A 26,274-nucleotide genomic window follows, 5' to 3' on the forward strand; every position below is an offset into this window, starting at 1 on the left:
TACTTCAACTCCGATGCAGCTGTTGCGTACCTATGCTAGATCTAAACAATGTAAACAGTATAGGTTATATTTATTCCAAAGTCTGTCAGTTTATGTCACGCTATTCACTCTATTTTTGTCAAAGAAGAACGGTAAACTTTCGCATATGCTGTCAGTTGAAGTGTGCGATGATAGAGGATCATCCCCATGCAGCTAATCTTAAAAATGCATACAAAAAAATCCCCTTAGCTTCCATTCGATTGTGTATCGAATAAAGCATAAGGGGATTCATCCTACTTATTATTTACGACGCAGAAATGCAGGGATTTCCAAATCGCTCGATAGATTTGTTCCAATAGGTTTAGAAGATTGAGATTTTCCAGCATCGCCAGCATCGCCGGTTGCTTGTGTCACTGGGCGACGTGGAGGCCCTTCCACTTGCTTCGCCTCAAAGCCAGTAGCAATGACCGTTACTTTAATCTCATCCTTCATATCCTCGTCAATAATCGCACCGAAAATCATATTTACATCTGGATCAGATGCTGAAATAACGATTTCAGCCGCTTCATTAACTTCATATAGAGACAGATTGCTACCGCCAGTGATGTTCATAATAACACCACGTGCACCATCAATCGATGTTTCAAGTAATGGGCTTTGAATGGCTTTGCGAGCCGCTTCAGCTGCACGGTTTTCACCAGTTGCTAGACCAATACCCATTAGTGCAGAGCCGCGCTCTGTCATAATTGTCTTCACGTCAGCAAAGTCTAGGTTGATTAGACCAGGAACTTGAATCAGGTCAGAAATGCCTTGCACCGCTTGACGGAGAACATTATCTGCCTCACGGAATGCTTCGAGCATTGGAGTTTTCTTATCTACGATTTCAAGAAGGCGATCATTCGGAATAACAATTAATGTATCAACCTTTTCTTTTAACGCTTCAATTCCTGATTCAGCTTGTCCAAAGCGTTTACGTCCTTCAAACGTAAACGGGCGAGTAACAACACCAACAGTTAGAGCACCGCATTCACGTGCAATTTCAGCAATAACAGGGGCAGCACCAGTACCTGTTCCTCCGCCCATACCTGCAGTTACGAACACCATGTCCGCACCCTTCAGCTGGTTAGCAATTAGATCACGAGATTCTTCTGCTGCTTTTTTACCTACCTCAGGATTCGCTCCTGCGCCAAGCCCGCGAGTTAGCTTATCACCAATTTGCAGCTTATGCTCTGATTTAGCTAGATTCAACGCTTGTGCGTCAGTATTTACTGTTATAAACTCTACACCTTTTACTCCGTTTTCAATCATGCGGTTTACTGCGTTACTACCACCGCCACCAACACCAATAACTTTAATTTGAGCTAGCTGCTCAAGTTCTAAGTCGAATTCCAACATCTATTCTCTTCCCCCTGTCAAATAAATTCCTGAAACATATTTTTTATTCGTTCTAACATACGGGGTTTGGACGAAGCTGGATTGTTTCCTTTGCGACTAACTGGCTTCTTCGTTGTAGTGCTAGCTCCTCGGACACCCATGTATTTTGAAACATATTGTATCATTCCAACTCCACTGCTATAAGAAGGGTCCTTTACACCGATAAAATCAGGCAAAGCAATTCTAACACTTGCATCTAGCTCCGCCTGTGCTAATGTTAGCGTACCAGGTAAGGAGACGGAGCCACCAGTCAACACATAGCTATCAACCTTATCACCGTAGCCAAGAGCAGTAACCTCTGCTTTAATAAGCTGGAATATTTCCTGCATACGAGGCTCGATAATACTCGCCAAATCCTTTTGTGAGAATTCTTTTTCTACATTGCTACCCATACGTGTCACTTTGAATCTTACTTCATCAGCTGCATCCTCGATATTCGCACAGCCAAACTTCAGTTTGATTTTCTCCGCGTGATCGCTTTGAGAGCGCAGTCCATAGGCAATATCATTCGTAACAAATTGTCCGCCGATTGGAAGCGATGAGATTGCGGTTATGCCGCCTTGCTCATAGATCGCAATCGTCGTTGAACCACCACCGATATCAACGAGCGCCGTTCCTGCTTCCTTTTCATCCTTAGATAAAGTCATAACGCCAGATGCAAGTGTTAGTAAAATGACACCATTAATTTTTAATCCAGCCTTGTCCACACATCTAACGAGATTATGTACAGCTGACTTTGCACCTGTAATCACTGTTGCTTCTACTTCTAATCTTACTCCTATCATGCCTCTTGGATCAGAGATTCCTTCCAATCCATCTACAATATACTGTTTCGGTACAAGGTTTATAATTTCACGGTCTGGCGGTAACGTAACGACTTTGGCAGCCTGTAGTACTCGTTCAATATCCTCTTCTCCGATCTCACGATCCTCATTCGACACTGCGACGACACCATGATTCGTCTGTACGCCTATATGGCTTCCTTGAATTCCTACATATACCTCTGAGATTTCGATATCTACCATACGCTCTGCATGCTCAATCGCATTTTTAATGGACAGGACGGTTTGATCAATATCTACAATTGCACCTTTCCGAATCCCTTCAGAGTCTGCTGTACCAACACCAATGATATTAATCGAATTATCGCTATTAATTTCACCGATAACCGCTCGAACCTTGGATGTACCGATGTCCAAACTGACAATAATGTCACCGTTGCTCACTGCGCGGCACCTCCGTTTCAAATATTTATAGTTTTAACGATGAATAGTTGATATTCGATCGCTTATACTTTTACTCGTGGAAAGCCCACTATCATCTATTCAACAAATATGTGGGTTTCCCTCTTTTTTCAACATTATTTTCGAAACTTTTAATAAGAAGTAGGAATAATTCCCTATATTTTGAGTTAATCCAAAATAGATAGGTATTAAGTTTCACTTAAAAGATTAGATAGATTCCCACATAAAATTTTACCATTGATTATAGCTGTTGAGTAGTGTCTTTTTGCTTACTTTACTCATTTCCAGATTCATCCTCTTCTGCTTCGATATCGAACGGAACAAATGTATCAGCTAGAAGCAGCGTAAGTCGACCTGGCGCTTGACTCTCGATCACGCCATTCATCGTACCTACCTTCTCTCGCAGCAAGCTAATTGCTGTAATCACCTCGAACTTTGTTCTTGTAAAAATTAAAATTCGATCGGGAAAAGCAGATGAAGGTATGGGAGATATCTCCGAAAGATCGGAAAGCAATGCGTTGTCAATCGTTGAGAGCTGTTTCATCAGTTCTTTTTTATTCATATCGTCCGACTGCCAGCCCGTTAATATGGGCTTGTCCATAATTTGCATACGCTCACTATTGGTAACGACACTCGCACCGCTTGCAAGTAGTGCGATCAAATCACCATTTTCGGACAGTTCGAACGCAACGACCTTATATTCCTGCACATTGATTTTTACTATCCCCGGAAACTTTTTGGAGACATCGACATTTTGTATACTGCTATTTCGTAGCAATGACTCTTTTATCTTTTTACTTGAGCTGAACAGAAATGAATCGCCTACTTTAAGGTCAGCATCATTTATTATTTCAGCATTGCTAGTAAATTGCGCGCCGGTAACTTGGATTTCTGTTATTTTACTTAGCGAGGAGTTAAAAAACACGATGATTAATAATGCAATAAATAAGATGACAATTATCGTTATTAGCTTTTTGTTGCTTTTCTTTTTCGGTTCAGGTACTTTTAGCACTGGCAAATCGGTATTCATCGCTTGTCCACTCCTTAACACAACGCGGCCTCCTCACCAATGATGAGGAAGCCGATTATCATTCCAAAGTCTACTGCGCATAGGTCTCATTCTTAGAAAGTGCTGTTAATCTAGTAATTTTGGCACCTAGCAAGGAAAGCATATCTTCTATACGATCATAGCCTCGATCTATGTGATGTATGCGCTCTACTACAGTTTTTCCTTGTGCAGCTAACCCTGCAATAACTAGAGCTGCACCCGCACGCAAATCAGTCGCCTCTACCGTTGCACCATATAGCCGAGGAACACCTCGAATATAGGCTGTATTCATATCAACGCTTATATCTGCTCCCATCCTTGCCAGCTCATCTACATGCTTTAAGCGACCTTCAAAGATCGTTTCTTTAATGACGCTAACGCCATCCGCAAGAGCAAGCATAACCATCACCTGCGATTGCAGATCCGTTGGAAAGGCTGGGTATGGTGCTGTTACAATTTTCTCAACAGCCTTGCTGCGCAATCTGCTGTCGACTCTAATTATATCACCATCAACATGAATTTGAACACCTGCACGGCGCATCACATGAATAAGCGACGTGAGATGACTAGGCTGGGTTTTGTGTAGCGTAACTTGACCGCGAGTTGCAGCCGCTGCGATCATTAATGTCCCCGTTACGATTCGGTCTGGAATTACTCTATGCTCACAGGCTTTTAATGAGCTAACTCCGTCAATCGTAATCGTATCTGTTCCAGCACCGAGCACCTTGGCACCCATTGCATTAAGAAAATGCTGAAGATCTTGAATCTCCGGTTCACGTGCAGCATTAGTAATCGTTGTTCGACCTTCAGCTAAAACTGCCGCCATCATAATATTCTCCGTTGCACCTACACTAGGAAAATGCAAGTGAATATCGGAACCGATCAGTTTTTCTGCTCTGCAAAGAATCGTATTTCCTGTTTCTTCAATCGTTGCGCCTAGCGCCTTCAAACCATCCAGATGGATATCGATTTTCCGCTCCCCAATTGCACATCCACCTGGCTGATACACTTGAGTTTTGCCGTACTTCGCCAGCAATGGTCCCATCAAAAAGATGGAAGACCTCATCTGTTTCATTAGCCCTTCCGGAACATGTGAAGCAGATGCTCCTTTTGTGTCAATGATAATCGTACTTCCCTTATGCTCTACTCGACAACCAAGTTCTCGTAATATCGAGATCATCACTTCGATATCAAGCAAATGTGGAACATTTTCGAGTACGGTTGTTCCTTCAGCCAGCAGACTGGCAGCCATAATCGGCAGCACCGCGTTTTTGGCACCTTGGATTACAACAGTTCCTGACAAAGGCTTTCCGCCTTCAATCACCAATCTGTCCAATGTATCACCTCCGAATTACCGCTCGCCCACCACCAATACTTCAGGTATTAAGAGGATACCATTACGCTCCTTTATAACGCCTTGAATATGTGTAATAAGAGCGAGAACGTCATTAGCTGTCGCCTGTCCTGTGTTGACGATAAAATTGGCATGAAGCTCGGATACTTGTGCTCCTCCACATTGGAACCCTTTGAGGCCAGCCTCCTCAATTAACCGTGCCGAGTAATCTCCCGGCGGATTGCGAAACACACTCCCCGCACAAGCCATTTGTAGGGGCTGTGTTTGCAATCTGCGTTCCTTATGCCTTGCCATTTCTGCAGTAATATGTTGGCGATCGCCCTTCGCAAGCTCGAAGGTAGCCTCTATGACGAATCCCGATATTTCCTGCATAATGGAGTGGCGATAAGAGAAATTCATATCTTCGCTGTAATAGGTAACCAATTCTCCGTTTGACAGTACAATTTCAGCTGACTTAAAAATACGTGATACATCAGATCCATGCGCGCCAGCGTTCATATAGACAGCGCCGCCAACCGTGCCTGGAATGCCTCCGGCAAACTCCAGACCAGTTAAACCCTGTCTGCCAGCAGTAACGGCTAGCTTAATGAAGGAATACGCTGCACCAGCAGTAACTGTATTGCCTTCAAAATGAGCATAATCCAGGCCTTTACCAGGCTTTATCACTACGCCGCGCAATCCTTTATCACTAACAAGCATATTGGAGCCGCGTCCGATCGTCGTCCACGGCAGGTTATACTTATTCAGCAATTGGATTAATTTGATGAGCTGTTCCTTGCCTTGAGGAAGGACCATCAGATCAGCGTTACCGCCAATCTTCCAAGTTGTATGCTTCGATAGCGGCTCATTGAAGAGATATTCCCCGATTTGATGCTCTTCAAGCTCCTCTATAAATAGATTCATTATGTTCTCCTCCTTTTGAGAATCGCTGCACATCATTCTCAAGCAATCACAGTCCGACGAGTGGAAACACAGGCACCGCATAGCTCTGATCACGAATTATACGGTATCTTATGCCTTACCACTCATTTATGTGACAATCGCCTAAATCAATCTTATCGTTTGTTTTTTCTAATTCTATTTAATGCAAGTGCGATACGATTCGAAGAATCCGGCACCGCTAAAAATAAAGAGGCCTGTGACATTTTAGAAAGTCTATGTTCATCAAGCAGCAAGGCAGCCATACGCTCCAGCAACGCTTTGCCACTTAGCTCACGCTCAAGTATGATCTCCGCTGCACCTACAGATTCTAAGCTTCTTGCATTAGCCTCCTGATGATTGTTCGTAACATTCGGTGACGGAATTAAGATGGATGGCTTACCAAGCGCGGTAATTTCCGCCAACGATGAGGCTCCAGATCGGCTCACGACGATGGAAGCGTCCGTCAGCACCTCAGCCATATTATTGATATAGGGCATGAGCTTAATGCTGCCGCGTTCAAACGCAGCCGTTCCTCTTAATTTCTCCAAGGTGTTCTCATAGTACGTTTCACCTGTAGCGAAAACAATGACGAATGAGTCGAGCTTCTGCAACAGCTCCTCTTCCTCAGCAAAAGCGATCACAGCTTCGTTAAGTGCTTTTGCCCCACGGCTTCCACCAACGATGAGTGCATAGCGTTGGTTAGGCTCAAGTTCTAGTGATGCTCTGCCACGACCTGGATAGGCCTCCAGCACTTGAGAGGCACAAGGGTTTCCTGTAAAGCTTACCTGCTTAGCCTTAGCGAAGGCAGCTAAGGAATCCTCAAAGCTGACTCCAACGTGGGAAACATAGCGGGTAAGAAATTTATTCGTAAGACCAGGTATTGCATTTTGCTCATGAATAAAGGTGGGCACACCTAAGCGGGCAGCCGCATATACGACTGGCCCACACACATAACCACCAGTGCCTACAACGACATCTGGCTTAAACTGTTTAATTAGCTGCTTAGAACGCGATACTCCCCGTAAAAAACGGATAACTGTCCGTACATTATCGTAGGACAGTTTCCGCTTAAAACCCGTAATTTCTATACTTTCAAAAGGAATGCCTGTTCGTGGAACAATTTTACTTTCCATTCCTTTGTCTGTTCCTATATACAACAGCTCAGTTGCTGGGTCCTGCTGCTTCAAGTATTGCCCAATTGCCAAAGCAGGATAAATGTGGCCACCAGTACCTCCACCTGTTAACAATATTTTCATGTCAGTCACCTCGAATATCGAGAAATATTGAGCAGGATGCCAAATGCCGTTAGTAATAGCGTTAACGATGAACCTCCGTAGCTCACTAGCGGTAAGGTTATACCGGTTACTGGCATCATACCAATAACTACGCCTATATTAATAAGCACTTGTACTCCAATGATGCTCGTTATGCCGATGGCCAGCAAGCTGCCAAACGTATCTGGCGCTGAAATCGCTGTTCGGACACCTCGCCAAACGACGATTAAAAACAATAGGATAAGCGTCGCTCCACCGATGAAGCCGAGCTCCTCCGCTAATATGGAAAAAATAAAATCGGTTTGTGGCTCGGGCAAATAACTGAATTTCTGCCGGCTTGCTCCAAGCCCTAATCCTACTAAGCCTCCAGGTCCTATAGCAAATAATGATTGAATAATCTGATAGCCTCCACCAAGTGGATCTGCCCAAGGATCTAAAAAGGAGGTGATACGTTTCAGACGATATGGAGCAGCAATAATTAGCCCAACAAAGCCGACAACCCCAATCATTGCAAGTCCACCTAGGTGAATGAGCCTTGCACCTGCGGTAAAGATCAGAATAATCGATGCACCGACCATGACTGCACCTGTACCAAGGTCAGGCTGAAGCATAATTAAGCCAAAAGCTACAAACACGAGAGCTAATGGAGGCATTAAGCCCTTCGTAAATTGCGTAATCTTCTGCTGCTCAATCGATAACCATTTTGCTAGAAAAATAACCATTGCTAGCTTCATAAATTCCGAAGGCTGTATGCCGAAGGAGCCTATGCCCAGCCAGCTGCGTGCTCCACCACGTACGACACCGATACCCGGGATCAATACGAGCAGGAGTAAGCCAAAGCAAACAAGCAGCAAAATTGGTGCTAATTTCTTCCATAATGTATAGTTTACACGTGATAAGAACAGCATCGATACAAGCCCTAAGCCAGCAAATATGGCTTGGCGCTTTAAAAAGTAAAATGGATCACCGAATTCATGAAAACCTTTTACTGCACTGGCGCTATACACCATCATTAGTCCAATTCCCAAAATTAGCAGAATGGATATTAAAAGCCAAATGTCTGGGGCAGAGCGAGCCTTAACCATATCTTACACACCTCTACATATACGAAGTAGGGACTAGCCCCCTACTTACAAGGTATGCACCGATTTCTTAAACATGCTTCCTCTTTGCTCATAAGATGAAAACATATCCCAGCTCGCACACGCAGGTGACAGCAGCACAATGTCTCCCTCGACCGCTAGTTGTGCTGCCAGCTTCACCGCCTCGTCAAGCGTTTCCTCGGCACTAGCTTTAGGTTCGACGAGTCTCACCTCTTCTAAACCTGCCTGACTAGCAACCGCTTCTAGCTTGCTTCTAGTTTCGCCTAAAGCAACTAGTCCCTTTACACGATCACGGAAGATAGGCTCCAGCTCAGCATAATCTGAGCCTCGATCTAATCCGCCTGCAATAAGAACAATAGGCGCTGATAAGGAACGGATCGACATAATTGTCGCCGTTGCATTTGTCGCCTTCGAATCATTATAAAATGTGATGCCATTAGCTTCGCTCACAAATTCCAACCGATGCTCTACACCTCTAAAGTGCTCAAGCGGCTTTACAAGCGCTTCTGGGGCAGCTCCTGCCATAAGACATGCAGCAATTGCCGCAAGCGCATTTGCCGCATTATGACGCCCTGGTATGCCCAGCATGTGCAATGGCATAAGTGACTTAGGTTCAACGTCTGACGACATGCGATACATAATGTGACGCGCTGCCGCTTCCTCGGCTGCGTCAGGCAATGGCTCCCCTGCCTGAATTGGTTCATATGGCGGGTCGACATATACCCCCTGCTCAAGCGTCTCATAGATCGAGAACGGAAAGCTAATGCCTCGGCAATGAGTAATCATTTCTCGCGTAACGGGATCATCCCAATTCAGAATAGCAACATCATCTTTATTCTGATTGTCTAATATTTTCGCTTTCGAACGGATATAATCCTGCAAATCTCCATGATAATCGAGATGTGTCTCCGCAATATTTAGAATAAGAGCGATTTTAGGTGCGAACTTAGCTGTTCCTTTCAGCTGAAAGCTGCTAAGCTCGGCTACAATCCATTGATCCTTCGTTACTTCTCTTGCAATTTCACACAATGGCAAACCGATATTTCCGCCAACGACAGGCTGCAAGCGGGCTGCTTCTAGCAGCTTGCCAATAAGCGTCGTCGTTGTCGTCTTCCCATTCGAGCCCGTAATACCGATAATCGGTGCTTGACTAACCCAATATGCTACTTCTACTTCTGTAATGATTTCTACATTTAATTGCTGCGCACGTACTATAGGCGGCGCTGAATATGGAATTCCTGGATTTTTTACTAGTAATGCAGTATCTGCCTGAACCAAATCGTCAGGATGATATCCACATATCACTTCTATTCCTAATGCTTCAAGCTCTGCAGCCTCAGGAGACTGCTCACGTGTTTTCCGATCATTAACCGTGACAATTGCTCCAAGCTGATGAAACAGCTTGGCTACACTAACGCCACTTCTAGCTAAGCCTAGTACTACTATTTTTTTATTTATATACTGTGACGGATGGTTCATATTAAGACCTCACTTTGACAATATGTACATTTGATGTGTTAATTGAAAATAATCCAATATAGATGTCGAAAATTCTTTCATTACTGCTTCGTGATCAAAGCCGAACTTTTTGAGTTTCCTACAAATAAGGATCAAAAAGCTCGGCTTTCAGCACCAAGGCATCTGCTTCCGATGTGCGTTTTTTTCAAAAACGCTGTAATTGGATGAAGCTAGAGTCTGAGGAGCGCAGCGTACGTTTATTGGTACGTGAGCACTGGAAGACTCGGCTGAATTCAATATTCGTAGTCGAATAAACATTCAGTCCAGCTTCGTGATCAAAGCCGGACTTTTTGACTTCCCTTCAAATAAGGTTCAAAAAGTTCGGCTTTCAGCACCAAGAAGATTGGATGAAGCTAGAGTCTGAGGAGCGCAGCGTACGTAGTTGGTACGTGAGCACTGGAAGACTCGGCTGAATTCAATATTCGTAGTCGAATAAACATTCAGTCCAGCTTCGTGATCAAAGCCGGACTTTTTGACTTCCTCTATAAAATGAACATCAATCCTATAATTGCTAGCAATAATCCCACCGACCAAAACACCGTTACGACCTTCCATTCTGACCAGCCTGAAAGTTCAAAGTGGTGATGAATGGGACTCATCTTGAATACACGTTTTTTACGTAGCTTAAAGGAAGTAACCTGAATAATAACAGAAAGCATTTCTAGTACGAATACACCGCCAATAAGAATAAGCAGAAGCTCCGTTTTTGTCAGGATCGCTACTGCAGCAATACCACCGCCAATACCTAGCGAGCCCATATCCCCCATGAACACCTTCGCAGGATGCGCATTGTAAACGAGGAAGCCAAGCACCGCTCCAACCATCGAAGCTGAAAAGATAGCTGCATCATATTCCACAACCTTCAGCGCGATAATAGTGAAAGCACCAAACGCAATGGCGCTTGTACCAGCGAGCAGTCCGTCAACACCATCCGTAAAGTTCACTGAATTACTTGCCGCGAACATAATAATAACGACGAATGGATAATAGAACCAACCAAGATCTATGCCAGCAGTAGTTCCAGGTATAAGCAGCTCCGTGCTGTGGCCCATATTATATAACTGCCAGCAGACGATGACAGAGAATATAAGCTGACCGACTAGCTTTTGTCTAGCTGTTAAACCTAATGAACGCTTAAATACAATTTTAATATAATCATCTAAAAATCCGACGATACCAAAGCCAAGCGATGCGGTAAGCAACACCCAAAACTCACTACTAATCTCTGCGAACTTAATAAATGTAATAAGCAGCGCAAGCATAATGATGATGCCACCCATTGTAGGTGTTCCGCTTTTTTTCAAATGGCTTTGTGGACCGTCCGTACGAATTTGCTGTCCGAATTTTAATCGTCTTAATAACGGTATGAACAGTGGTCCGAATAAGACTGCTAGTATGAAGGAAACTCCTAATGATAATAAAATGACCATCATGTCCATACACTCACCCCTTTTCCAAAGCTTCGACAACCTGCTCCATCTTCATACCTCTAGAACCCTTGACCAGCACAAGGTCCTCAGGCTTTACACGGGGCAGAAGCCAAGCAATTAGCTCTTCCTTTGTATTAAAATGCTGAAGCTGCTCTTCCTCGTTAAAATGAGCGCGAGCACCCTCTACAATGTACTTACCTAACTCGCCACAAGCGATGACAGCATCAACCTTGGAGTCATCCGCATATTCTCCCATCTCACGATGAAGCTTCTCTTCATCTGGACCGAGCTCGAGCATATCTGCAAGCACTAGCCACTTCTTCCTAAAGCCAGTTAGACTGCCTACTAGCTCGATCGCCGCTCTAGTCGCTGTCGGATTGGCATTATAGGCGTCATTGAGCAGTGTAGCTCCGTTGAACGCTGTTGACGGTGCAATTCGCATGCCTGTAAGCTGCATCGATTGAAAGCCTTCGCTAATTTGTTCCGCAGGAACACCAAACAACCGAGCAACCGCAATAGCGGCAAGGGCGTTACTAACATTATGACGGCCTGGTATCATGATTTGTTGCTGTCCAACACTGCAGGACTTGCCCATATATTGCACCTCGAACGTGCTCTTCACAGGATCAAGTACAATATGATCAGCCGACCACTCATTGGCTTCGCCAAGTCCAAACGTTTTCTTCTCAATTGTGCTTGGCATGAACAGCTTCGCCATTTCTTCCTCTAGCAGCGGTTCATCACCATTGTATATGAATATTCCTTCCTCTCCCAAGCCGTGAATAATTTCAAGCTTCGCTTGGGCGATGCCTCTTCTGCTGCCAAGCTGTTGCATATGCGCATCCCCGATGTTCGTTATAATAGCCACATCAGGCTGTGCGATTTTTGATAGCAGCTCAATTTCGCCAAAACCACTCATACCAAGCTCAACGACAGCAACATCCGTATCCTCATCTAAAGCAAGAATTGTATGTGGCAATCCTATATGATTATTCAAATTACCTTCTGTTTTTCTTACGTTATAGGTCGTACTAAGCAGCGCTGCTGTCATATCCTTCGTAGTCGTCTTCCCGTTACTGCCTGTAATTGCCACAACACGAGTAAACAGCTCGCCACGATAGCTCATCGCTAGCTTTTGCATCGCAGCAAGTGGGTCACGAACGAATAGTAATGGGAATTGCTCAAGATCGTCTGGAACAGGAACTCCTTTTTTCCACAGAGCAGCCTTTGCTCCATTCTCGATCGCTTGGTGTATAAACTGATGTCCGTCAAAGCGATCGCCTGTTAGTGGAATGAACAGCTCACCCTCTGTCGATCTTGAATCTCTTTTAATTCCCTCTACGATGAGCTCCTTCAGCTCTCCTTTATATATTGCACCACTCATGTCTGTGAGCTGCGCAATGGTTCTTCTTATCAATGTCATTAACTCCTTCATCATGATCTGCATGCAAAGACTAATGATTTCCTTCCACATATAGCCCGAACAATATACTACCTCGCATTAGCTTGCCAATTCAATAGCTTTTTTTAACAATTATGTTCAATAACGCTGAAACATGCTTTTTTATTATAGCATGTGAAAACGACAAGCGAGAGAATCAAATGAAAACTTCTAAGCTATTCTCTCGCTTATGCTTCCAACTGCCTAAAAACAATAGGTCATTAGTTGTGAGAATGAAGCGCTCCTTCCGGTAAATCCGATTCATCTCCAAGGTATATTCGAATCGTAGAGCCGCGCTCCACCCTCTCCCCTGCAGCAGGAGCTTGTTTAATGACCGTATTGCCCGTGCCTGAGCTCGTTAGGTTAAAATTCATATTCAAATCTTCATAAATTTCGGTTATCGTCTTGCCTACTAGATTTGGAACATTAACAACTGGCGTTTCACCGTAGCGGTATAAGCGATCAATTTGTGTTTCACGCTTTGGTACCTCTAAAATTTGTAACGCATCCTCCATAATATTGCGAACAATCGGGGCTGCCACCACACCACCAAATTGTATCCCCTCTGGATTGTCTACCGCAACATAGACGACAATCTGAGGATCGTCTGCAGGCGCAAAGCCGATGAAGGAAACGATATGCTCCGATGTAGAATAGCGACCGTTTACAACCTTTTGCGCTGTACCTGTCTTCCCTCCAACACGATAGCCATCAATGAAGGCATTTCTACCGGTGCCTAGCGCGACAACGCTCTCTAACGCCTCTCTCACCTGCTTCGACGTAGCTTCTGAGATAACCTCTCTAACAGCTGTAGGCTCGATCTCCTGGACTACTTCACCGCTCTCTCGATTAATCCACGCCTTAGCGACATACGGCTTATACAATGTGCCTCCATTAATCGCTGCTGATACGGCAGTAATTTGCTGGATTGGTGTAACAGAAACCCCTTGTCCGAATGCGGTGGTAGCGAGCTCCACTGGACCGACCTGACTTAGCTTGAATAGTATGCCGTTTTCCTCACCGCCAATGTCTATGCCTGTTTTAGAGCCAAAGCCAAAGTTACGTATATATTCAAATAGCTTATCCTTGCCTAGACGATTACCTAGCTCTACGAAGCCAGGGTTACAGGAGTTTTCAACAACCTGCAAAAAGGTTTGACTACCATGTCCACCTTTTTTCCAGCAACGAAGCCTTGCCCCGCCTATTTCCACTGCACCACCATCATAGAACTTCTCGTTTTTGAGATTAACTTTATTTTCTTCAAGTGCAGCTGCGAGTGTAATAATTTTAAAGGTTGAACCAGGCTCGTAGGTCATCCAGATCGGAAGGTTGCGGTTGTACACGATCGGATCCACCTCTTGATAATCGCTTGGGCTATAGGTTGGACGACTTGCCATTCCAAGTATTTCGCCGCTATTCGGATTCATAGCTATCGCTATTACCGCATCAGCATTGAGTCCCGTCATCGCTTGATCCAGCTCCCGCTCCATTACCGTCTGAATCTGCTGATCAATCGTTAATTGAAGCGTTAAGCCCTCTTGAGGCGCAACGTATGTATCGGAGGAATTAGGCATCTGCCGACCTGCTGCATCGGATAAGAAGCTCACCATGCCTCCTACACCTTTCAGCTTGTCATTATGCGTTAACTCAAGGCCCGTTAAGCCATCATTGTCGATCCCTGTAAAGCCTAGCAAATGTGCAGCCAACCGCTCATACGGATAATAGCGTTTGTTGTCCTCTGCTACGACGATACCAGGTAGATTCAGTGCTCGAATCTCGGCTGCTCGTTCGGGCGACATCTTCCGGCCACCAGGACCGAGTTTTACATTCATTTCTCTTTTCGATATCTTCTCGAGGACGTCCTCTTCTTCCATTCCAAGCAGTGGAGCAAGAGCTTTGGCCGTACCTTCCTTATCCTTGACTTGTACTGGTACTGCCCAAATCGTAGGAGTACTTATACTATATGCCAACCGGACACCGTTGCGATCCCATATCTCACCTCGCTTAGCGACATATGGAATATCACGCCGCCATGAATCCTCTGCCTTCTCTGACAGCTCAGCTCCTTTAATAAGCTGGACATAGCTTAGTCGCACAATAAGTCCGATGAACGCGACGATGGCAATCATCAATATAATAAACAACCTTCTTCTTACCGTTACATTTGATACCTTCATCTCTATCCCCCTATCGCCTGAATCTGCATGATGATTTTAACAACTCTCTTTTCATGCGTATTCAACTGTAGGACAAGATAGAACACTCACGCTGCCAAATAAAATGAAGGAGAAGACTTCTTTCGCCTTCTCCTTCATTACACTGTTCCTTACTAGCCGGTTTCCGTCGTCGACGCTTCGGCTGTAGCCTCGTCTAATCCTTCTTTCTCTTGCTCTTGCTCGTTATCCGCTTCAGCATCAGTATCGAGCGCCTCTGACTCTGCTTCCTCGCCACTAGACTCAATGTCAGATTGCTCTTCAGTGCTTTCCTCAGTCGGCTGCACGAATTCAGAAGATGCGAGTGGCTCCAGCTTGATCGTAACCGTCCGAGAGCCTTTATCCTCGACAAGCTGCTGATCATAAACGTAGCCGCTGCCCTCAATCTTCAGCTTAACACCGAGCAGTGCAGTGATCTCCACTGCATCACGCAACGATGCACCAATCAGATCAGGTATAACCAGGTTTTCCTTTTGCTCGGTTACAAGATAGATCAATTGCGTCGGATGGACAAGCGAGCCTGCTGCAGGAATTTGCTGTTCAACAATAGCCCCATCCCCAATAAATTCATGCTTTAGGCCAGCAGCCTTTAGCTTCTCCTTCGCTAGAACACCCTTCAACCCTGTCACATCTGGCGCTTTAATCAACGCCACCACATTTTCACCATCACCATTAGCCGAAGGATCTGGGGTGACGTCATAGCTCGGTGGAATTTCCAGCTTACGTAAGCTTTTTAACAATATTTCTCGAAACACCGGTGCTGCAACGGAACCACCACCAGCGTTCTTATCGTTAGGCTCATCAATGATGACAAATACAATTAATTGCGGATCCTCAACAGGCGCATAACCAATAAAGGAAATAACGTATTTATCGGTCGAGTACTCATTGTTTACTACCTTTTGTGCTGTACCCGTTTTACCTGCGACACGGTAGCCTTCAATATACGCATTACGACCTGTACCTCTTTCCCGATCGGCAACAACCTGCTCCAAATACTCATTGGCAAGCCTAGAGCTCTCCTCTGAAATCACTCTTCTCACGACAGTTGGCTCGACCACCGTCGTCGTTTTCGTTGCGGGATCGGTGATGCTCTTCACAATATAAGGCTTCATAAGCTTTCCGCCGTTAGCAACTGCTGCTACTGCGGCAATCTGTTGAATTGGCGTTACCAGGACAACCCCTTGCCCAAATGTAGCAGCAGCAACGTCACGCGGATATTGGAAGCGTATCGTTCCTGTTGCTTCATTAGGCACTTCGATTCCCGTTTTTTGACCAAAGCCAAAATTCGTTAAGTACTCTCTGAATTTTTGCTCACCTAGCCGCTCGTAGCCTAGCTTTACAAATGCAACGTTACTCGAGTATTTTAAGCCTTCTAGGAAGGTGATTTGTCCCCAACCTAAACGATTGTGGTCCCTAATTGGGGTAGGGTCATTAGCAATCTTAATGCTACCAGACTGAAAATACTCATCTGGGTCAAACACGCCTTGATCAATCGCAGCAGCAAGCGTTGCGATCTTAAATGTAGAGCCCGGCTCATAAAGCGAACCTACAGCGTGATTGTACATCGCAGAATAATCCGTATCCCAATACTCATTCGGATCGAATTCTGGCATATTCGCCATAGCTAATATTTCCATTGTATTCGGATTAGCTACAATTGCCGTTGCGCTTTTCGGCGAATATTTCTCTACTACGTCACGAAGTGCTTCCTCTGCATAGTTTTGGATGTCACGATCAAGCGTCAGCTGAATCTTCTGACCGTCCTTTGCTGGAACGTAGTCCACATCACTACCCATAATTTGAACACGTTGGCCGTCCTTCTGATAGGAGATATGACCGTCTTGCCCTTCGAGGATATCGTTGTAGGTCGACTCAAGGCCTATTTTATTCTCTCCATCTAAGCTTATATAGCCAATCACCTGTGAAGCGAACTTTTCATGTGGATAGAAGCGTTCGTATGTTTCTGCTAAGTAAATGCCCGTATCCGTGCCAAGCTTCTTTTTACGAAGCTCTTCCTTCAGCTCATCACTAAAGGCAACAAGCAGGTCTGCTACTTCTTTCTCAATATTCCAGCCTCCCTGGCGCAGCTCACGATTCGCATAATATGTACCATCTTTACGTGTAGCATTGAGGTGGTCTTCAATATATTTACGATCGACTTCTAGGATGGAGGCTAAGCCTTCCTTGATCTGCTCAGCAATTCCGAGATTATGTATAAGCTGCGGGTTGATCGATACATTGTAAGCTAGTGCATCCATCGCAAGCACATTTCCATCTCGATCAGTAATTGTGCCTCGCTTCGCTTGAAACGTTTCGGAGGTGGACCAGCGCTTTTCGGCAAGCTCTCGCCACATTGCTCCTTCTACGATTTGAGTTTTATAGATATGGAACATGAGAAACAGAAAAAGGAGGGTGATAAGCCCTCCAAGCGTTAATGTGCGTAATTTAATTCGCTTAATCATCGTAATCACTTCCTATTCTAGCTTTGCTGTCCCTTCTAGGACGGATGACTTCTTAACGACTATTCCAGATTCTAAGCTGCTTGACATCCCTTGCGCTTCAGCAAACTGACGGATGCGACTTGGATTACTTAACGCTTGCACCTGACGCTCTAGCTGCTGTATCTGAATCTCCATACTTTGCATTTCATTATTCACATTTTTTATATTTAAATTGATATCGTATATGTCTGCATATCTAAAAATAATGAAACTAGCAATCACAACCGCTACTAATACCGTCATTAAGTAGAGCATTTTTTCCGCAACTGGTATCGACTTTCTTCTTACAACTTTTTTTCTCGTTTCGCGTATGACGTATTGGTCTTGTTCTCTACGCTTCGGTTTAACTGCTAGATTACCATAATAGGCCACGAATAATCCCCTCCTACAGCTTTTCAGCTATTCTTAATTTAGCCGATCTTGCACGAGGGTTCGCGTCCAACTCTGCGTTACTCGGTACGATTGGCTTTCGATTAACTAGCTTTAATATTCCATCATTTCCACAGACACACATTGGGAAGTCAGGTGGACATGTGCATTTCTCTACGTACTTCGCAAAAATTTGCTTGCAAATACGATCCTCCAACGAATGAAACGTAATGACAGATATTCTACCCTGCGGTGCAACGCAGCGCACCGATGCTTCAAGTGCCGTTTCCTCTGCACCTAATTCATCGTTGACAGCAATACGCAATGCTTGAAACGAACGCTTGGCAGGATGTCCACCCGTACGTCTCGTTGCAGCTGGAATTGCATTTTTAACGATTTCTGCAAGCTCAGCCGTCGTCGCAATTGGTTTTACTTGACGAAGCTTACCGATAGACCTGGCAATATTGCGAGCAAATTTTTCTTCGCCATAGCGATCTAGAATCCGTGCAATATCACGCTCGTCCCACTCATTAACAATATGGTGAGCAGTTAGCTCCTGCTCGCGGTCCATTCTCATATCAAGCGGCGCATCGTGGTTATAGCTAAAGCCTCGTTCCGCCTCATCTAGCTGTGGGCTCGAGACACCAAGGTCAAATAATATTCCGTCTACCTGTGGAACACCATCGACTATTGGAACATTGCAGTTCAGCAGCTCTTCTTCCAGATGACGAAAGTTGCTGCGAACAAGCGTGACCTTATCCATATAAGGAGCTAGTCGCTGCTTAGCATTTTCATGCGCCCAATCATCCTGGTCAAAAGCAATAAGACGACCAAATTCGCCTAGCTGCTCAGCAATGCGCAAGCTATGTCCTGCTCCTCCAAGCGTGCAGTCCACATAGATGCCATCCGGTTTTATATTTAAGCCTTCAACAGCTTCTTCCAATAATACAGTTGTGTGTGCGAACACCTTCATCCCTCAATTCTCGTTGTCATACTAAAAGTTAAAATCAAAATCTACAAGCTTTTCGGCTATTTCATTAAACGTTTCCTCAGATTGTTGATAATAGCCTTCCCAAGTTGATTTACTCCATACCTCAACACGGTTGGATACACCAAGCACCATGCAATCCTTCTCTAGCTTGGCATATTCGCGTAAATGCGGTGGAATATTCACTCGACCTTGCTTGTCTAGCTCACATTCAGTAGCACCCGAGAAGAAAAAGCGTGTAAACGCACGTGCATCTGATTTCATAAGTGGCAGTGCTTTCAGTTTCTGCTCCAATATCGCCCACTCACTGACTGGGTATACGAATAAGCAGTTGTCGAGTCCACGTGTAGCAATAAAGCCGGAACCGAGCTGATCACGAAATTTGGCAGGGATAATAAGCCGACCTTTTTCATCGATCGAATGCTGATATTCTCCCATAAACATAATTTCGCTCCACTCCTTCCCCTATATGCTCCACTTTCCCCCACTTTCCACCACCTAGTCAAACTAATTCGCCACATAAAACAAAAATCCTGCTTTTGTAAGCAGGATTTTAATAAAATATTTAATTGTATTTATTTCCAGCTGTCTAAATAATCAGCCTGTGTCTTCGTTAGTGTATCAAGCCCCATACCAAGCGCTTCAAGCTTATAGCTGGCAACTTGCTGATCAATATCATAAGGGACATTTGCTACCACTTTACCCATGGACTCATAATGGTCATTGACGTACTTTAAGCTTAACGCTTGCAACGCAAAGGTCATATCCATAATTTCTGCAGGATGCCCGTCTCCTGCCGCCAAGTTAACCAAACGACCCTCAGCTAGCAAATAAAACTTGCGTCCATCTTCCATTACATATTCTTCTATATTGCGTCGTACAACACGCTTACTAACACTCATCGCTTCGAGATCCACTTTATTGACCTCGACATCAAAGTGGCCTGCATTAGATAGAATAGCCCCATCCTTCATGACCTCGTAATGCTCCTTACGGATAATATCACGATTTCCCGTTACGGTTACGAAGTAGTCTCCATGCTTTGCCGCTTCAATCATTGGCATAACCGTGAAGCCATCCATATACGCTTCTACTGCCTTGATTGGGTCAATCTCAGTAACGATAACTTGAGCACCAAGTCCTTTGGCACGCATTGCTACACCTTTACCGCACCAGCCATAGCCAGCTACAACAACCGTTTTGCCCGCTACGACAAGATTAGTCGTACGGTTAATACCGTCGAACACGGATTGACCTGTTCCATAGCGATTATCGAATAAGTATTTGCAATACGCATCATTTACGGCAACCATCGGAAAGCTAAGTGCCCCTTCCTTCTCAAGCGCCTTTAAACGGATGATTCCTGTCGTTGTCTCCTCGGCTCCTCCACGCAGATTAACGCCATATTGCCCATAATCTGTATGGAGCAAGGTTACTAGATCGCCGCCATCATCAATAATTAGATCAGGCTTGCTTTCCAGCGCCTTTACGTTAAGCTGCTTAAACTCTTCGGGTGACGGATTGTATTTACCGAATACGGTAATTCCATCTTCAACTAGCGCAGCACAAATATCATCCTGCGTAGACAATGGATTACTTCCTGTAATCGTCACCTCTGCACCACCCGCTTGAACAACCTTTGCCAAATAAGCTGTTTTTGCTTCCAGATGAAGTGAAATCGAAACCTTCAGCCCTTTAAACGGCTGCTCTTTCTCGAATTGCTCACGAACACGATTGAGCACAGGCATATGCGCGCTTGCCCAATCAATTTTCAAATGCCCCTCTGGTGCAAGAGACAAATCGGTAATGATACTGTTTTCAACTGAACTCATCTTATCTGTTCCTCCTAACGTCTTCCTTACAATTTTACAGCTTTACAATTTCATGTCCACCCGTTCTTGAGTACGGTGCATTCATAATAGCCTCCAGCCATACAGCATCGTATCGATTCCAATATGAAATCATTGAAAGCACTCTCTCCTGTGGCTTACCGGCTGGCTTAAGAGCAAGCTCTACACGGTCAAGCTGACGAATGGCTGCCTCGAATTGCTTTTCTTGGGCATCGATTGTTTTCGATTCCATAAATGATATCTGTTCAACGATCTTAGACATATTCGTCTCACCAAGCTTCGTCAGACCAGCCTGTATCGAACCCGCCAGCTCGATCAGAGGTTTGTACAGCTCTACAAACTGCTCCTTCACACCTTCGAAGCGATCCTTAATATGCAGCTCATCCTGCTCTTGCAGCCAAGCCTTTTTACGCTCCTGGAAATGCTCCATAACATCCCGGAAGCTTAGATCGTATTTATCCATATTTTTCGCGATAATGCCTTCGACTAATGTGTACGACATACGAGGAACGATAATCGGCATCTCCATATCTAACGTTTTGAACGCTTGTCCTGTTAGTGCCCAGTAAGATATTTCTCCAGGACCTAGTACAGTCGCTAGCACCGGGAACACATAATCCTGCATTAGCGGTCTTGTCAGTACATTGTTGCTAAAGCTAGCTGGATGCTCTTCAAGCAGCTGAAGAAGCTGCTCATAGCTCCATTGAACCTGACCTTTACGATCTTGGAACTTATCCCCTTGCTTATAGAGCAGTGTACGATCTCCGCCCAGCTCTTCAGCGAACAGAAACAGGTTGCTACTGCCTGCATTCACATCTGCCTGAAGGGTGTAGCTCAATTGGCGTACTTGCTCAGCTGCAGCCATATAAGCGGACTCGAGCTCATTATTACGCTGCAGCAGTTGTCTGAACATAGGCTTCTCCAGTGCACGCAGCTCGGCGTAGTCAGAATCAATATATAACAGGCCATACGATGCAAACAGTTTTTGTAGAATAGCTGCAAAAAATTGCGAAAGTGTCTTGCTGTTCTCTGCTATTTCCATTAGCTGCGCAACTAAGCCTTCCTTAAATTCAGAGCCAGGTAGCTGCTCACTAAGCTCTGCAATGGCTTCCTTCCACTGCTCACTGCTTACTTCGGTACGGCTAACGGACGTACGGCTATTATCCGACTTAGCTAAGATCAGCTTCTTTAAGCTTTGATCGGCACCAACAATATACGTATGGTTAACCTCGTCCCAGTCGTGATCTTCACCAGCGATCCAGAATACAGGTACTATAGGACGTTTCAGCTGTTTGCTTGCTGACTCAGCTGCTAATATGATCGATACAGCTTTATGAACAACAAGCAGTGGACCGCTCCATAAGCCAGCCTGCTGACCACCGATTACGACTTGTGCTCCCTGTTCGATATGTAGCAAGTTTTTTTGCTGCTGCTCAGTCCATTCCACATTCCCCATGTAGGAGCGCAGCACAGCTGCAAGCTCAGCGGATGATGCACGCTTTTCTGCATGCTCATCAAGCCGTTTCGAGCGAAGCGTCCAATCCTCCTCATTCCCACTGTAATAGCCATACAACGAGCGAACAACTTCTTCCTTACCATCTATATAATCAGCTGTTAATTGCTGAGCAATCGGCAGCTCATATTTTTGTAGATCAGTCACGCTATCTCTACCTCCTAATCTTTATAAAAGCTCACTCATTTAACGATACATGATCTTACTGTTAAAGTACAATATTTTATTTTAGTTGTAAAAAAACGTCTCCACCGTAGCGGAGACGTCTTTAATATATGTATTATACCGTAAACGCAAGCTTAAGCAGCACATAAATATTAAGTATTAGATATAAGAGTACCATTATGAAAAATGTAACGCGCCATATGACTCGAACAATGCGCTTCCACGGGATATTGCCGCTTTTACGATAATGAATATTCCCCAGCAAGCCCGCACCGATAATCATAACGAGTAGAATTCCATATATACCAAATCCGATATGGAACAATTGATTAAATAGCGCCCCGACATTCAATATAAAAAATATTGTAGAAACGTCCATCGCCATACGAATTGCTCGCTTACGATCTTTTATAAATATTTCATAGCCTATAAAGACAATAATAAATGGAAGAATAGGTATAGTTGCAATTGCTGAAATGATATCCCACATAAGCTCTGAATGCTCACTCCTTATTGTTCAGGATGTAGTGCTTCGATGATATGTACCATGCTTTCATTCAGAGGCGCTTGTTTATTACTGCGTGTCGCAATCCGAGCTACAGCACCATTAATGGAGGAGATCTCGGTCATGTGACCATTTAACACATCTGCACGCATCGAGGATGTATTGCTTGCTGTTGCGCGACAAACGTTAAGCACCTCGTCAAATGTACAATCTACAAGCGAATGTTCTTCAGCTTGTAGGATGCTTTTAGTTTCAGAAAACAGCTCTTTCATTAGCTTTAGGCGTTGCTTTGATTGTGGAAGCTCGCCGTTTGTTACATTAAACAATGCAGTTAGTGGATTAATAATCGAGTTGACCATTAATTTACGATAAATCTGCTCCTTGATGTTTTTCGACACAAATACTGTAAATCCTGCCTTTTGCATAGCATTCTCTAATATATTCTGGTAAATTTGTCCCGTATCCCGACCTAGTTCTTCACCAACCACAGTTATCCCGCTTCCAGAATGAACAACCTGGTTTCTATTGATCCGTTTCGCCCCTTCGCTCGTTACCGCTGTAATGATTGGACAAGCCACCGTTTCAGCTAGTCTAGCAATATGTCCAACTCCATTCTGAATTGCAACAATCGATCGATAGCGTTTTAGCTCAGTGAGCTTCTTAAGCTGTAGTAGAAATGCTTCATCCATATGCGTTTGCTTTACAGCCACGATCGCATAGGTTTCATCTATAGATTCATTCTCAAGCTCAGGATCGAGCTGTCCGATAGCGTTACATGAGCAATTCAGTTTAATTTTCTCTTCACTGCCAAGCTCGTATAACTCAATGCCTAGGTCGTTAATTAATGCTGCAGTTTCATTAGTGCGTGACCATAGCTGAACTGAATATTGAGCCTGTAATAGTTTTGCAGCGAGCAGCAGCCCTATCGAACCGGTTCCAATGACTTCGAATCTCATTACAATCTCCTATCTAGAAGGTTTTTCCTTTATACAAGCATACATGAACAACAAAAAAAGCGCTACTGAGCAGCGCTTTTTTTGTCATGCCTATTCAATTCTTTCTAAGTTTCCGTTCGCGTCCATCTTAAAGCGCGGTTTATTTTCCTCTTCCGTATTAAGAACAGTAAGACGGCGTGCACGGTCCATAATTTGAATCAATGTTTTGTAATCATCATTCACCGCATGATAATCGTTTTGAACCATATTTACTTCCTTCGTTAGCTTCTCATTTTCAATACGAAGCTGATGAAGCTCATCTTCTCTTTCCCTCAATGTTTTCTCATAGCTGCGAATCTGTCGAGTTAAATCTTGATACGTCATCTTCCATTCACGTAGAAAACGAATAACAGCATCGATCGATAGACTTTCTTCAAAAGATGTTTGCTCCGTTTTTAAAGTCCGCTCCTCTGTTTCATAGACGGAAACCGAAGAAACCTGTGGTAAGGAAGAAACCTGTTTTTTCATATAATTTCGTTTGTGACGCTGCTGCTTTGCTATTTGTATCGCTTCTTCATACTGTTTTCTTACAAAGCTGTTCCAACGAAAGCCGCAGGCTGCAGATGTGCGGCCAATGCGCTCTCCAACTTCCTCGAATGCAGAAAGCTGAGTACTGCCCTCTCTAATATGACGCAGAGTTACCTCTGCCAGCATGAGATCATCATCTGGTGTCCATGCGTCCTGTCTAATTGCTGTCATGCAATTTAACCTCCTAACGTAAAGGCGCTTACTTATCTCTATGTTCTTAGTAGAGTTCATAGAATCTATTGTTTACTATTTTGTATTACCATTTTCTAAAAATCTCATACATAGAACTTCATAATGTTGTCCATACTATGAACACGTTCACAATTCAGACGAAATAAATTCATTTTTTCGACATGGGGATAGTTTACACATTTAGTACCTAACGCTATAATGGGATTTAGGAATTTGGGTCGTTCAACAAGAAAGGGGGTAGCGATATGGCACGTATGTATCGTGTACTTGGCTTCTGGTGCCTTGTGATTGGTTTAATGGCATATGCTGGTCATATGTATGAATTTTCATTACTATTTCTAGCACAAGCAGCTGCATTCGTTTTTCTTGGCTATTTGAAATTCTCAGAAAAAACTTACATAGCGATGTTTTGGGGATACATGGTGATCTCATTCGTTGGATTTACGTATTGGTCTGTATTCAAGATGAGTATACCGTTCTAAAACAATTGCCTTCAAAAGGTCGTACAAGTTCCACTTGTACGACCTTTTGCTATTCACAATCAAGATATATTAGGCCAACCTGTTGCATACAATGGAAGATAAGGAGGGTCGGTCGTTTTGAATATATGGAGACAACTATTATGCCTTATCTTGATCTCGTCGCTATTGCTAGGTTCTGAAGCATTAGTCATCGCTGAACCAGCAGCTTCATCCACCTCCCCTCTAGCAACAGAAGATGAGGAATTGCATGATATACTACAATCAAGCCTATCTATTGTAGAAATCGATAAAGAAATAGAACGTATTCAAGCAAGGCAGCTTACTCTTCAAGAACAGATTTTGGATACGGAGCTTAAGCTATATGAAGGCGAAGATGCGATAGAGAATAAAAGAAAGCAAGCAGGCAAAGTGCTTGCCGCTTACTATAAGGGTGAGCGTATCGATATTTATTTAAGCATTCTTAAATCAAAAAGCCTTGAGCAATTTTTATACTCTTTAGAGATGATTGAATATATTTTATCTCAAGACCGCCGCTTATTGGATGCATATATTGAAGATTACGAAGCGCTTAGCAGCCTTTATGAGCAATACGCCGCGGAAAATGAGCAGCTAATTGCAATGGAGCAGGATCTACAGAATCAACGGCAGCGAATCGTTGAGCTTGAGCAACAAATCGATACTCAGCTAAACGGCCGTACAGACGCAGAGCGTGTTACGCTGCTCATTGAGCAGCTCATCCAGTTTTGGGAGCAGCAAGGCATCGTACAGGTAAGAGCTTACTTTGAAGCACTAGCCTCTGCGATGAACGAGCTACCTGGCTGGCTGCAAAAAAACAGTCAATATTTTAGCTACAAAGGCTTCAATTACACGGTTACATTACCAGAAGACGTCCTTAACCAATATTTACAGGATTATGACCCTATGTTTGAATACTTTAAGTTTGATTTTAATGAAGGGTCCATTACAGCGTACGGGAAACGAGATGAAATCGAGATCGAAATTACCGGACAGTATACGGTAGTCGACGAGCCCTCCAACTATATTCAATTCTCAATGGATGAGCTAAAATTTAACGGCTTTGCCTTGCCTGATTCAACGAAGCAGGAGCTTGCCGAACAATTTGACCTAAACTTCTACCCGAACATGCTCATCAAGCTGCTTCGCGCAAAAAACGTAGAGGTAAAGGACGACCAGCTGATTATTGAATTGAAGCTAGCTCTATAG

At 44.1% G+C, this 26,274-nt stretch carries 22 protein-coding genes; 2 read left to right on the top strand and 20 right to left on the bottom strand.

Features of this window, described 5'->3' with window-relative positions; genetic code table 11:
* Positions 1 to 279: 279 nt before the first annotated feature.
* The 20 genes from ftsZ to NSQ99_RS13010 all read right to left on the bottom strand — a co-directional run bounded on the left by ftsZ (position 280) and on the right by NSQ99_RS13010 (position 24,547).
* Positions 280 to 1,374, bottom strand: a complete 1,095-nt coding sequence (gene ftsZ / locus NSQ99_RS12915) for a cell division protein FtsZ (RefSeq protein WP_251665669.1) — start codon at positions 1,372 to 1,374, stop codon at positions 280 to 282.
* Between the two features lie 17 nt (positions 1,375 to 1,391).
* The gene (gene ftsA, locus NSQ99_RS12920; RefSeq protein ID WP_340837049.1) at positions 1,392 to 2,639 is read right to left on the bottom strand and encodes a cell division protein FtsA; all 1,248 of its coding nucleotides are present in this window, start codon (positions 2,637 to 2,639) and stop codon (positions 1,392 to 1,394) included.
* 292 nt (positions 2,640 to 2,931) lie between these two features.
* Entirely contained in the window at positions 2,932 to 3,708 is a 777-nt protein-coding gene (locus NSQ99_RS12925; RefSeq protein WP_340837050.1) for a cell division protein FtsQ/DivIB, read from the bottom strand.
* A 49-nt stretch (positions 3,709 to 3,757) separates the two neighbouring features.
* Positions 3,758 to 5,041, bottom strand: coding sequence for a UDP-N-acetylglucosamine 1-carboxyvinyltransferase (murA, locus tag NSQ99_RS12930; protein ID WP_340837052.1), 1,284 nt, complete (start codon positions 5,039 to 5,041; stop codon positions 3,758 to 3,760).
* 15 nt (positions 5,042 to 5,056) lie between these two features.
* The gene (murB, locus tag NSQ99_RS12935; RefSeq protein ID WP_340837053.1) at positions 5,057 to 5,962 is read right to left on the bottom strand and encodes a UDP-N-acetylmuramate dehydrogenase; all 906 of its coding nucleotides are present in this window, start codon (positions 5,960 to 5,962) and stop codon (positions 5,057 to 5,059) included.
* A 152-nt stretch (positions 5,963 to 6,114) separates the two neighbouring features.
* Positions 6,115 to 7,236, bottom strand: coding sequence for an undecaprenyldiphospho-muramoylpentapeptide beta-N-acetylglucosaminyltransferase (murG, locus tag NSQ99_RS12940; protein WP_251665674.1), 1,122 nt, complete (start codon positions 7,234 to 7,236; stop codon positions 6,115 to 6,117).
* 5 nt (positions 7,237 to 7,241) lie between these two features.
* Positions 7,242 to 8,339, bottom strand: a complete 1,098-nt coding sequence (gene spoVE / locus NSQ99_RS12945; RefSeq protein WP_251665675.1) for a stage V sporulation protein E — start codon at positions 8,337 to 8,339, stop codon at positions 7,242 to 7,244.
* A gap of 45 nt (positions 8,340 to 8,384) precedes the next feature.
* Positions 8,385 to 9,836, bottom strand: a complete 1,452-nt coding sequence (murD, locus tag NSQ99_RS12950) for a UDP-N-acetylmuramoyl-L-alanine--D-glutamate ligase (RefSeq protein ID WP_340837055.1) — start codon at positions 9,834 to 9,836, stop codon at positions 8,385 to 8,387.
* A gap of 521 nt (positions 9,837 to 10,357) precedes the next feature.
* A complete protein-coding gene (gene mraY, locus NSQ99_RS12955) occupies positions 10,358 to 11,314 on the bottom strand; it encodes a phospho-N-acetylmuramoyl-pentapeptide-transferase (protein ID WP_340837056.1) in 957 nt (318 codons plus the stop codon).
* A gap of 4 nt (positions 11,315 to 11,318) precedes the next feature.
* Positions 11,319 to 12,728 (bottom strand): UDP-N-acetylmuramoyl-tripeptide--D-alanyl-D-alanine ligase, encoded by a 1,410-nt coding sequence (locus tag NSQ99_RS12960; protein ID WP_445670551.1) that lies wholly within the window; start codon positions 12,726 to 12,728, stop codon positions 11,319 to 11,321.
* 239 nt (positions 12,729 to 12,967) lie between these two features.
* Complete coding sequence (locus tag NSQ99_RS12965; RefSeq protein ID WP_340837060.1) at positions 12,968 to 14,923, bottom strand: stage V sporulation protein D; 1,956 nt, start codon at positions 14,921 to 14,923, stop codon at positions 12,968 to 12,970.
* Between the two features lie 152 nt (positions 14,924 to 15,075).
* Positions 15,076 to 17,424, bottom strand: a complete 2,349-nt coding sequence (locus tag NSQ99_RS12970; protein WP_251665680.1) for a penicillin-binding protein — start codon at positions 17,422 to 17,424, stop codon at positions 15,076 to 15,078.
* A 12-nt stretch (positions 17,425 to 17,436) separates the two neighbouring features.
* On the bottom strand, positions 17,437 to 17,835 hold the full coding sequence (locus NSQ99_RS12975; RefSeq protein WP_251665681.1) for a cell division initiation protein: 399 nt from the start codon (positions 17,833 to 17,835) through the stop codon (positions 17,437 to 17,439).
* Between the two features lie 13 nt (positions 17,836 to 17,848).
* Positions 17,849 to 18,799 carry a 16S rRNA (cytosine(1402)-N(4))-methyltransferase RsmH gene (rsmH, locus tag NSQ99_RS12980; RefSeq protein WP_251666344.1) on the bottom strand — a complete coding sequence of 317 codons (951 nt, stop codon included), beginning with the start codon at positions 18,797 to 18,799 and terminating at the stop codon, positions 17,849 to 17,851.
* Positions 18,800 to 18,826: 27 nt separating this feature from the next.
* On the bottom strand, positions 18,827 to 19,264 hold the full coding sequence (gene mraZ, locus NSQ99_RS12985; RefSeq protein WP_251665682.1) for a division/cell wall cluster transcriptional repressor MraZ: 438 nt from the start codon (positions 19,262 to 19,264) through the stop codon (positions 18,827 to 18,829).
* 131 nt (positions 19,265 to 19,395) lie between these two features.
* Positions 19,396 to 20,652, bottom strand: coding sequence for an adenosylhomocysteinase (locus NSQ99_RS12990; protein ID WP_340837063.1), 1,257 nt, complete (start codon positions 20,650 to 20,652; stop codon positions 19,396 to 19,398).
* A gap of 34 nt (positions 20,653 to 20,686) precedes the next feature.
* Positions 20,687 to 22,330: a bacillithiol biosynthesis cysteine-adding enzyme BshC gene (gene bshC / locus NSQ99_RS12995; RefSeq protein ID WP_251665684.1), complete on the bottom strand. Its 1,644-nt coding sequence runs from the start codon at positions 22,328 to 22,330 to the stop codon at positions 20,687 to 20,689.
* 133 nt (positions 22,331 to 22,463) lie between these two features.
* Positions 22,464 to 22,838, bottom strand: a complete 375-nt coding sequence (locus tag NSQ99_RS13000; protein WP_251665685.1) for a DUF3397 domain-containing protein — start codon at positions 22,836 to 22,838, stop codon at positions 22,464 to 22,466.
* A 20-nt stretch (positions 22,839 to 22,858) separates the two neighbouring features.
* On the bottom strand, positions 22,859 to 23,809 hold the full coding sequence (locus tag NSQ99_RS13005) for a ketopantoate reductase family protein (protein WP_340837065.1): 951 nt from the start codon (positions 23,807 to 23,809) through the stop codon (positions 22,859 to 22,861).
* Positions 23,810 to 23,899: 90 nt separating this feature from the next.
* Positions 23,900 to 24,547, bottom strand: coding sequence for an RsfA family transcriptional regulator (locus NSQ99_RS13010; RefSeq protein WP_251665687.1), 648 nt, complete (start codon positions 24,545 to 24,547; stop codon positions 23,900 to 23,902).
* Positions 24,548 to 24,813: 266 nt separating this feature from the next.
* Between NSQ99_RS13010 and NSQ99_RS13015 the strand changes: the two genes are divergently transcribed.
* On the top strand, positions 24,814 to 25,050 hold the full coding sequence (locus NSQ99_RS13015; protein ID WP_251665688.1) for a DUF2626 domain-containing protein: 237 nt from the start codon (positions 24,814 to 24,816) through the stop codon (positions 25,048 to 25,050).
* A gap of 117 nt (positions 25,051 to 25,167) precedes the next feature.
* The gene (locus tag NSQ99_RS13020) at positions 25,168 to 26,274 is read left to right on the top strand and encodes a hypothetical protein (RefSeq protein ID WP_340837067.1); all 1,107 of its coding nucleotides are present in this window, start codon (positions 25,168 to 25,170) and stop codon (positions 26,272 to 26,274) included.

The sequence above is a fragment of the Paenibacillus sp. FSL W7-1287 genome (assembly GCF_038004245.1).
Taxonomy (GTDB): domain Bacteria; phylum Bacillota; class Bacilli; order Paenibacillales; family Paenibacillaceae; genus Pristimantibacillus; species Pristimantibacillus camelliae.

What these genes read in the sequence shown, in the direction of transcription:
- NSQ99_RS13000 (WP_251665685.1), bottom strand. Translation starts at nt 22,838, where the DNA reads ATGTGGGATATCATTTCAGCAATTGCAACTATACCTATTCTTCCATTT.
- mraZ (WP_251665682.1), bottom strand. Translation starts at nt 19,264, where the DNA reads ATGTTTATGGGAGAATATCAGCATTCGATCGATGAAAAAGGTCGGCTT.
- mraY (WP_340837056.1), bottom strand. Translation starts at nt 11,314, where the DNA reads ATGGACATGATGGTCATTTTATTATCATTAGGAGTTTCCTTCATACTA.
- murD (WP_340837055.1), bottom strand. Translation starts at nt 9,836, where the DNA reads ATGAACCATCCGTCACAGTATATAAATAAAAAAATAGTAGTACTAGGC.
- NSQ99_RS12970 (WP_251665680.1), bottom strand. Translation starts at nt 17,424, where the DNA reads ATGATTAAGCGAATTAAATTACGCACATTAACGCTTGGAGGGCTTATC.
- spoVE (WP_251665675.1), bottom strand. Translation starts at nt 8,339, where the DNA reads ATGGTTAAGGCTCGCTCTGCCCCAGACATTTGGCTTTTAATATCCATT.
- murG (WP_251665674.1), bottom strand. Translation starts at nt 7,236, where the DNA reads ATGAAAATATTGTTAACAGGTGGAGGTACTGGTGGCCACATTTATCCT.
- NSQ99_RS12990 (WP_340837063.1), bottom strand. Translation starts at nt 20,652, where the DNA reads ATGAGTTCAGTTGAAAACAGTATCATTACCGATTTGTCTCTTGCACCA.
- NSQ99_RS13010 (WP_251665687.1), bottom strand. Translation starts at nt 24,547, where the DNA reads ATGACAGCAATTAGACAGGACGCATGGACACCAGATGATGATCTCATG.
- NSQ99_RS12960 (WP_445670551.1), bottom strand. Translation starts at nt 12,728, where the DNA reads ATGACATTGATAAGAAGAACCATTGCGCAGCTCACAGACATGAGTGGT.
- NSQ99_RS13005 (WP_340837065.1), bottom strand. Translation starts at nt 23,809, where the DNA reads ATGAGATTCGAAGTCATTGGAACCGGTTCGATAGGGCTGCTGCTCGCT.
- murB (WP_340837053.1), bottom strand. Translation starts at nt 5,962, where the DNA reads ATGAATCTATTTATAGAGGAGCTTGAAGAGCATCAAATCGGGGAATAT.
- NSQ99_RS13015 (WP_251665688.1), top strand. Translation starts at nt 24,814, where the DNA reads ATGGCACGTATGTATCGTGTACTTGGCTTCTGGTGCCTTGTGATTGGT.
- ftsZ (WP_251665669.1), bottom strand. Translation starts at nt 1,374, where the DNA reads ATGTTGGAATTCGACTTAGAACTTGAGCAGCTAGCTCAAATTAAAGTT.
- NSQ99_RS12965 (WP_340837060.1), bottom strand. Translation starts at nt 14,923, where the DNA reads ATGAAGGTATCAAATGTAACGGTAAGAAGAAGGTTGTTTATTATATTG.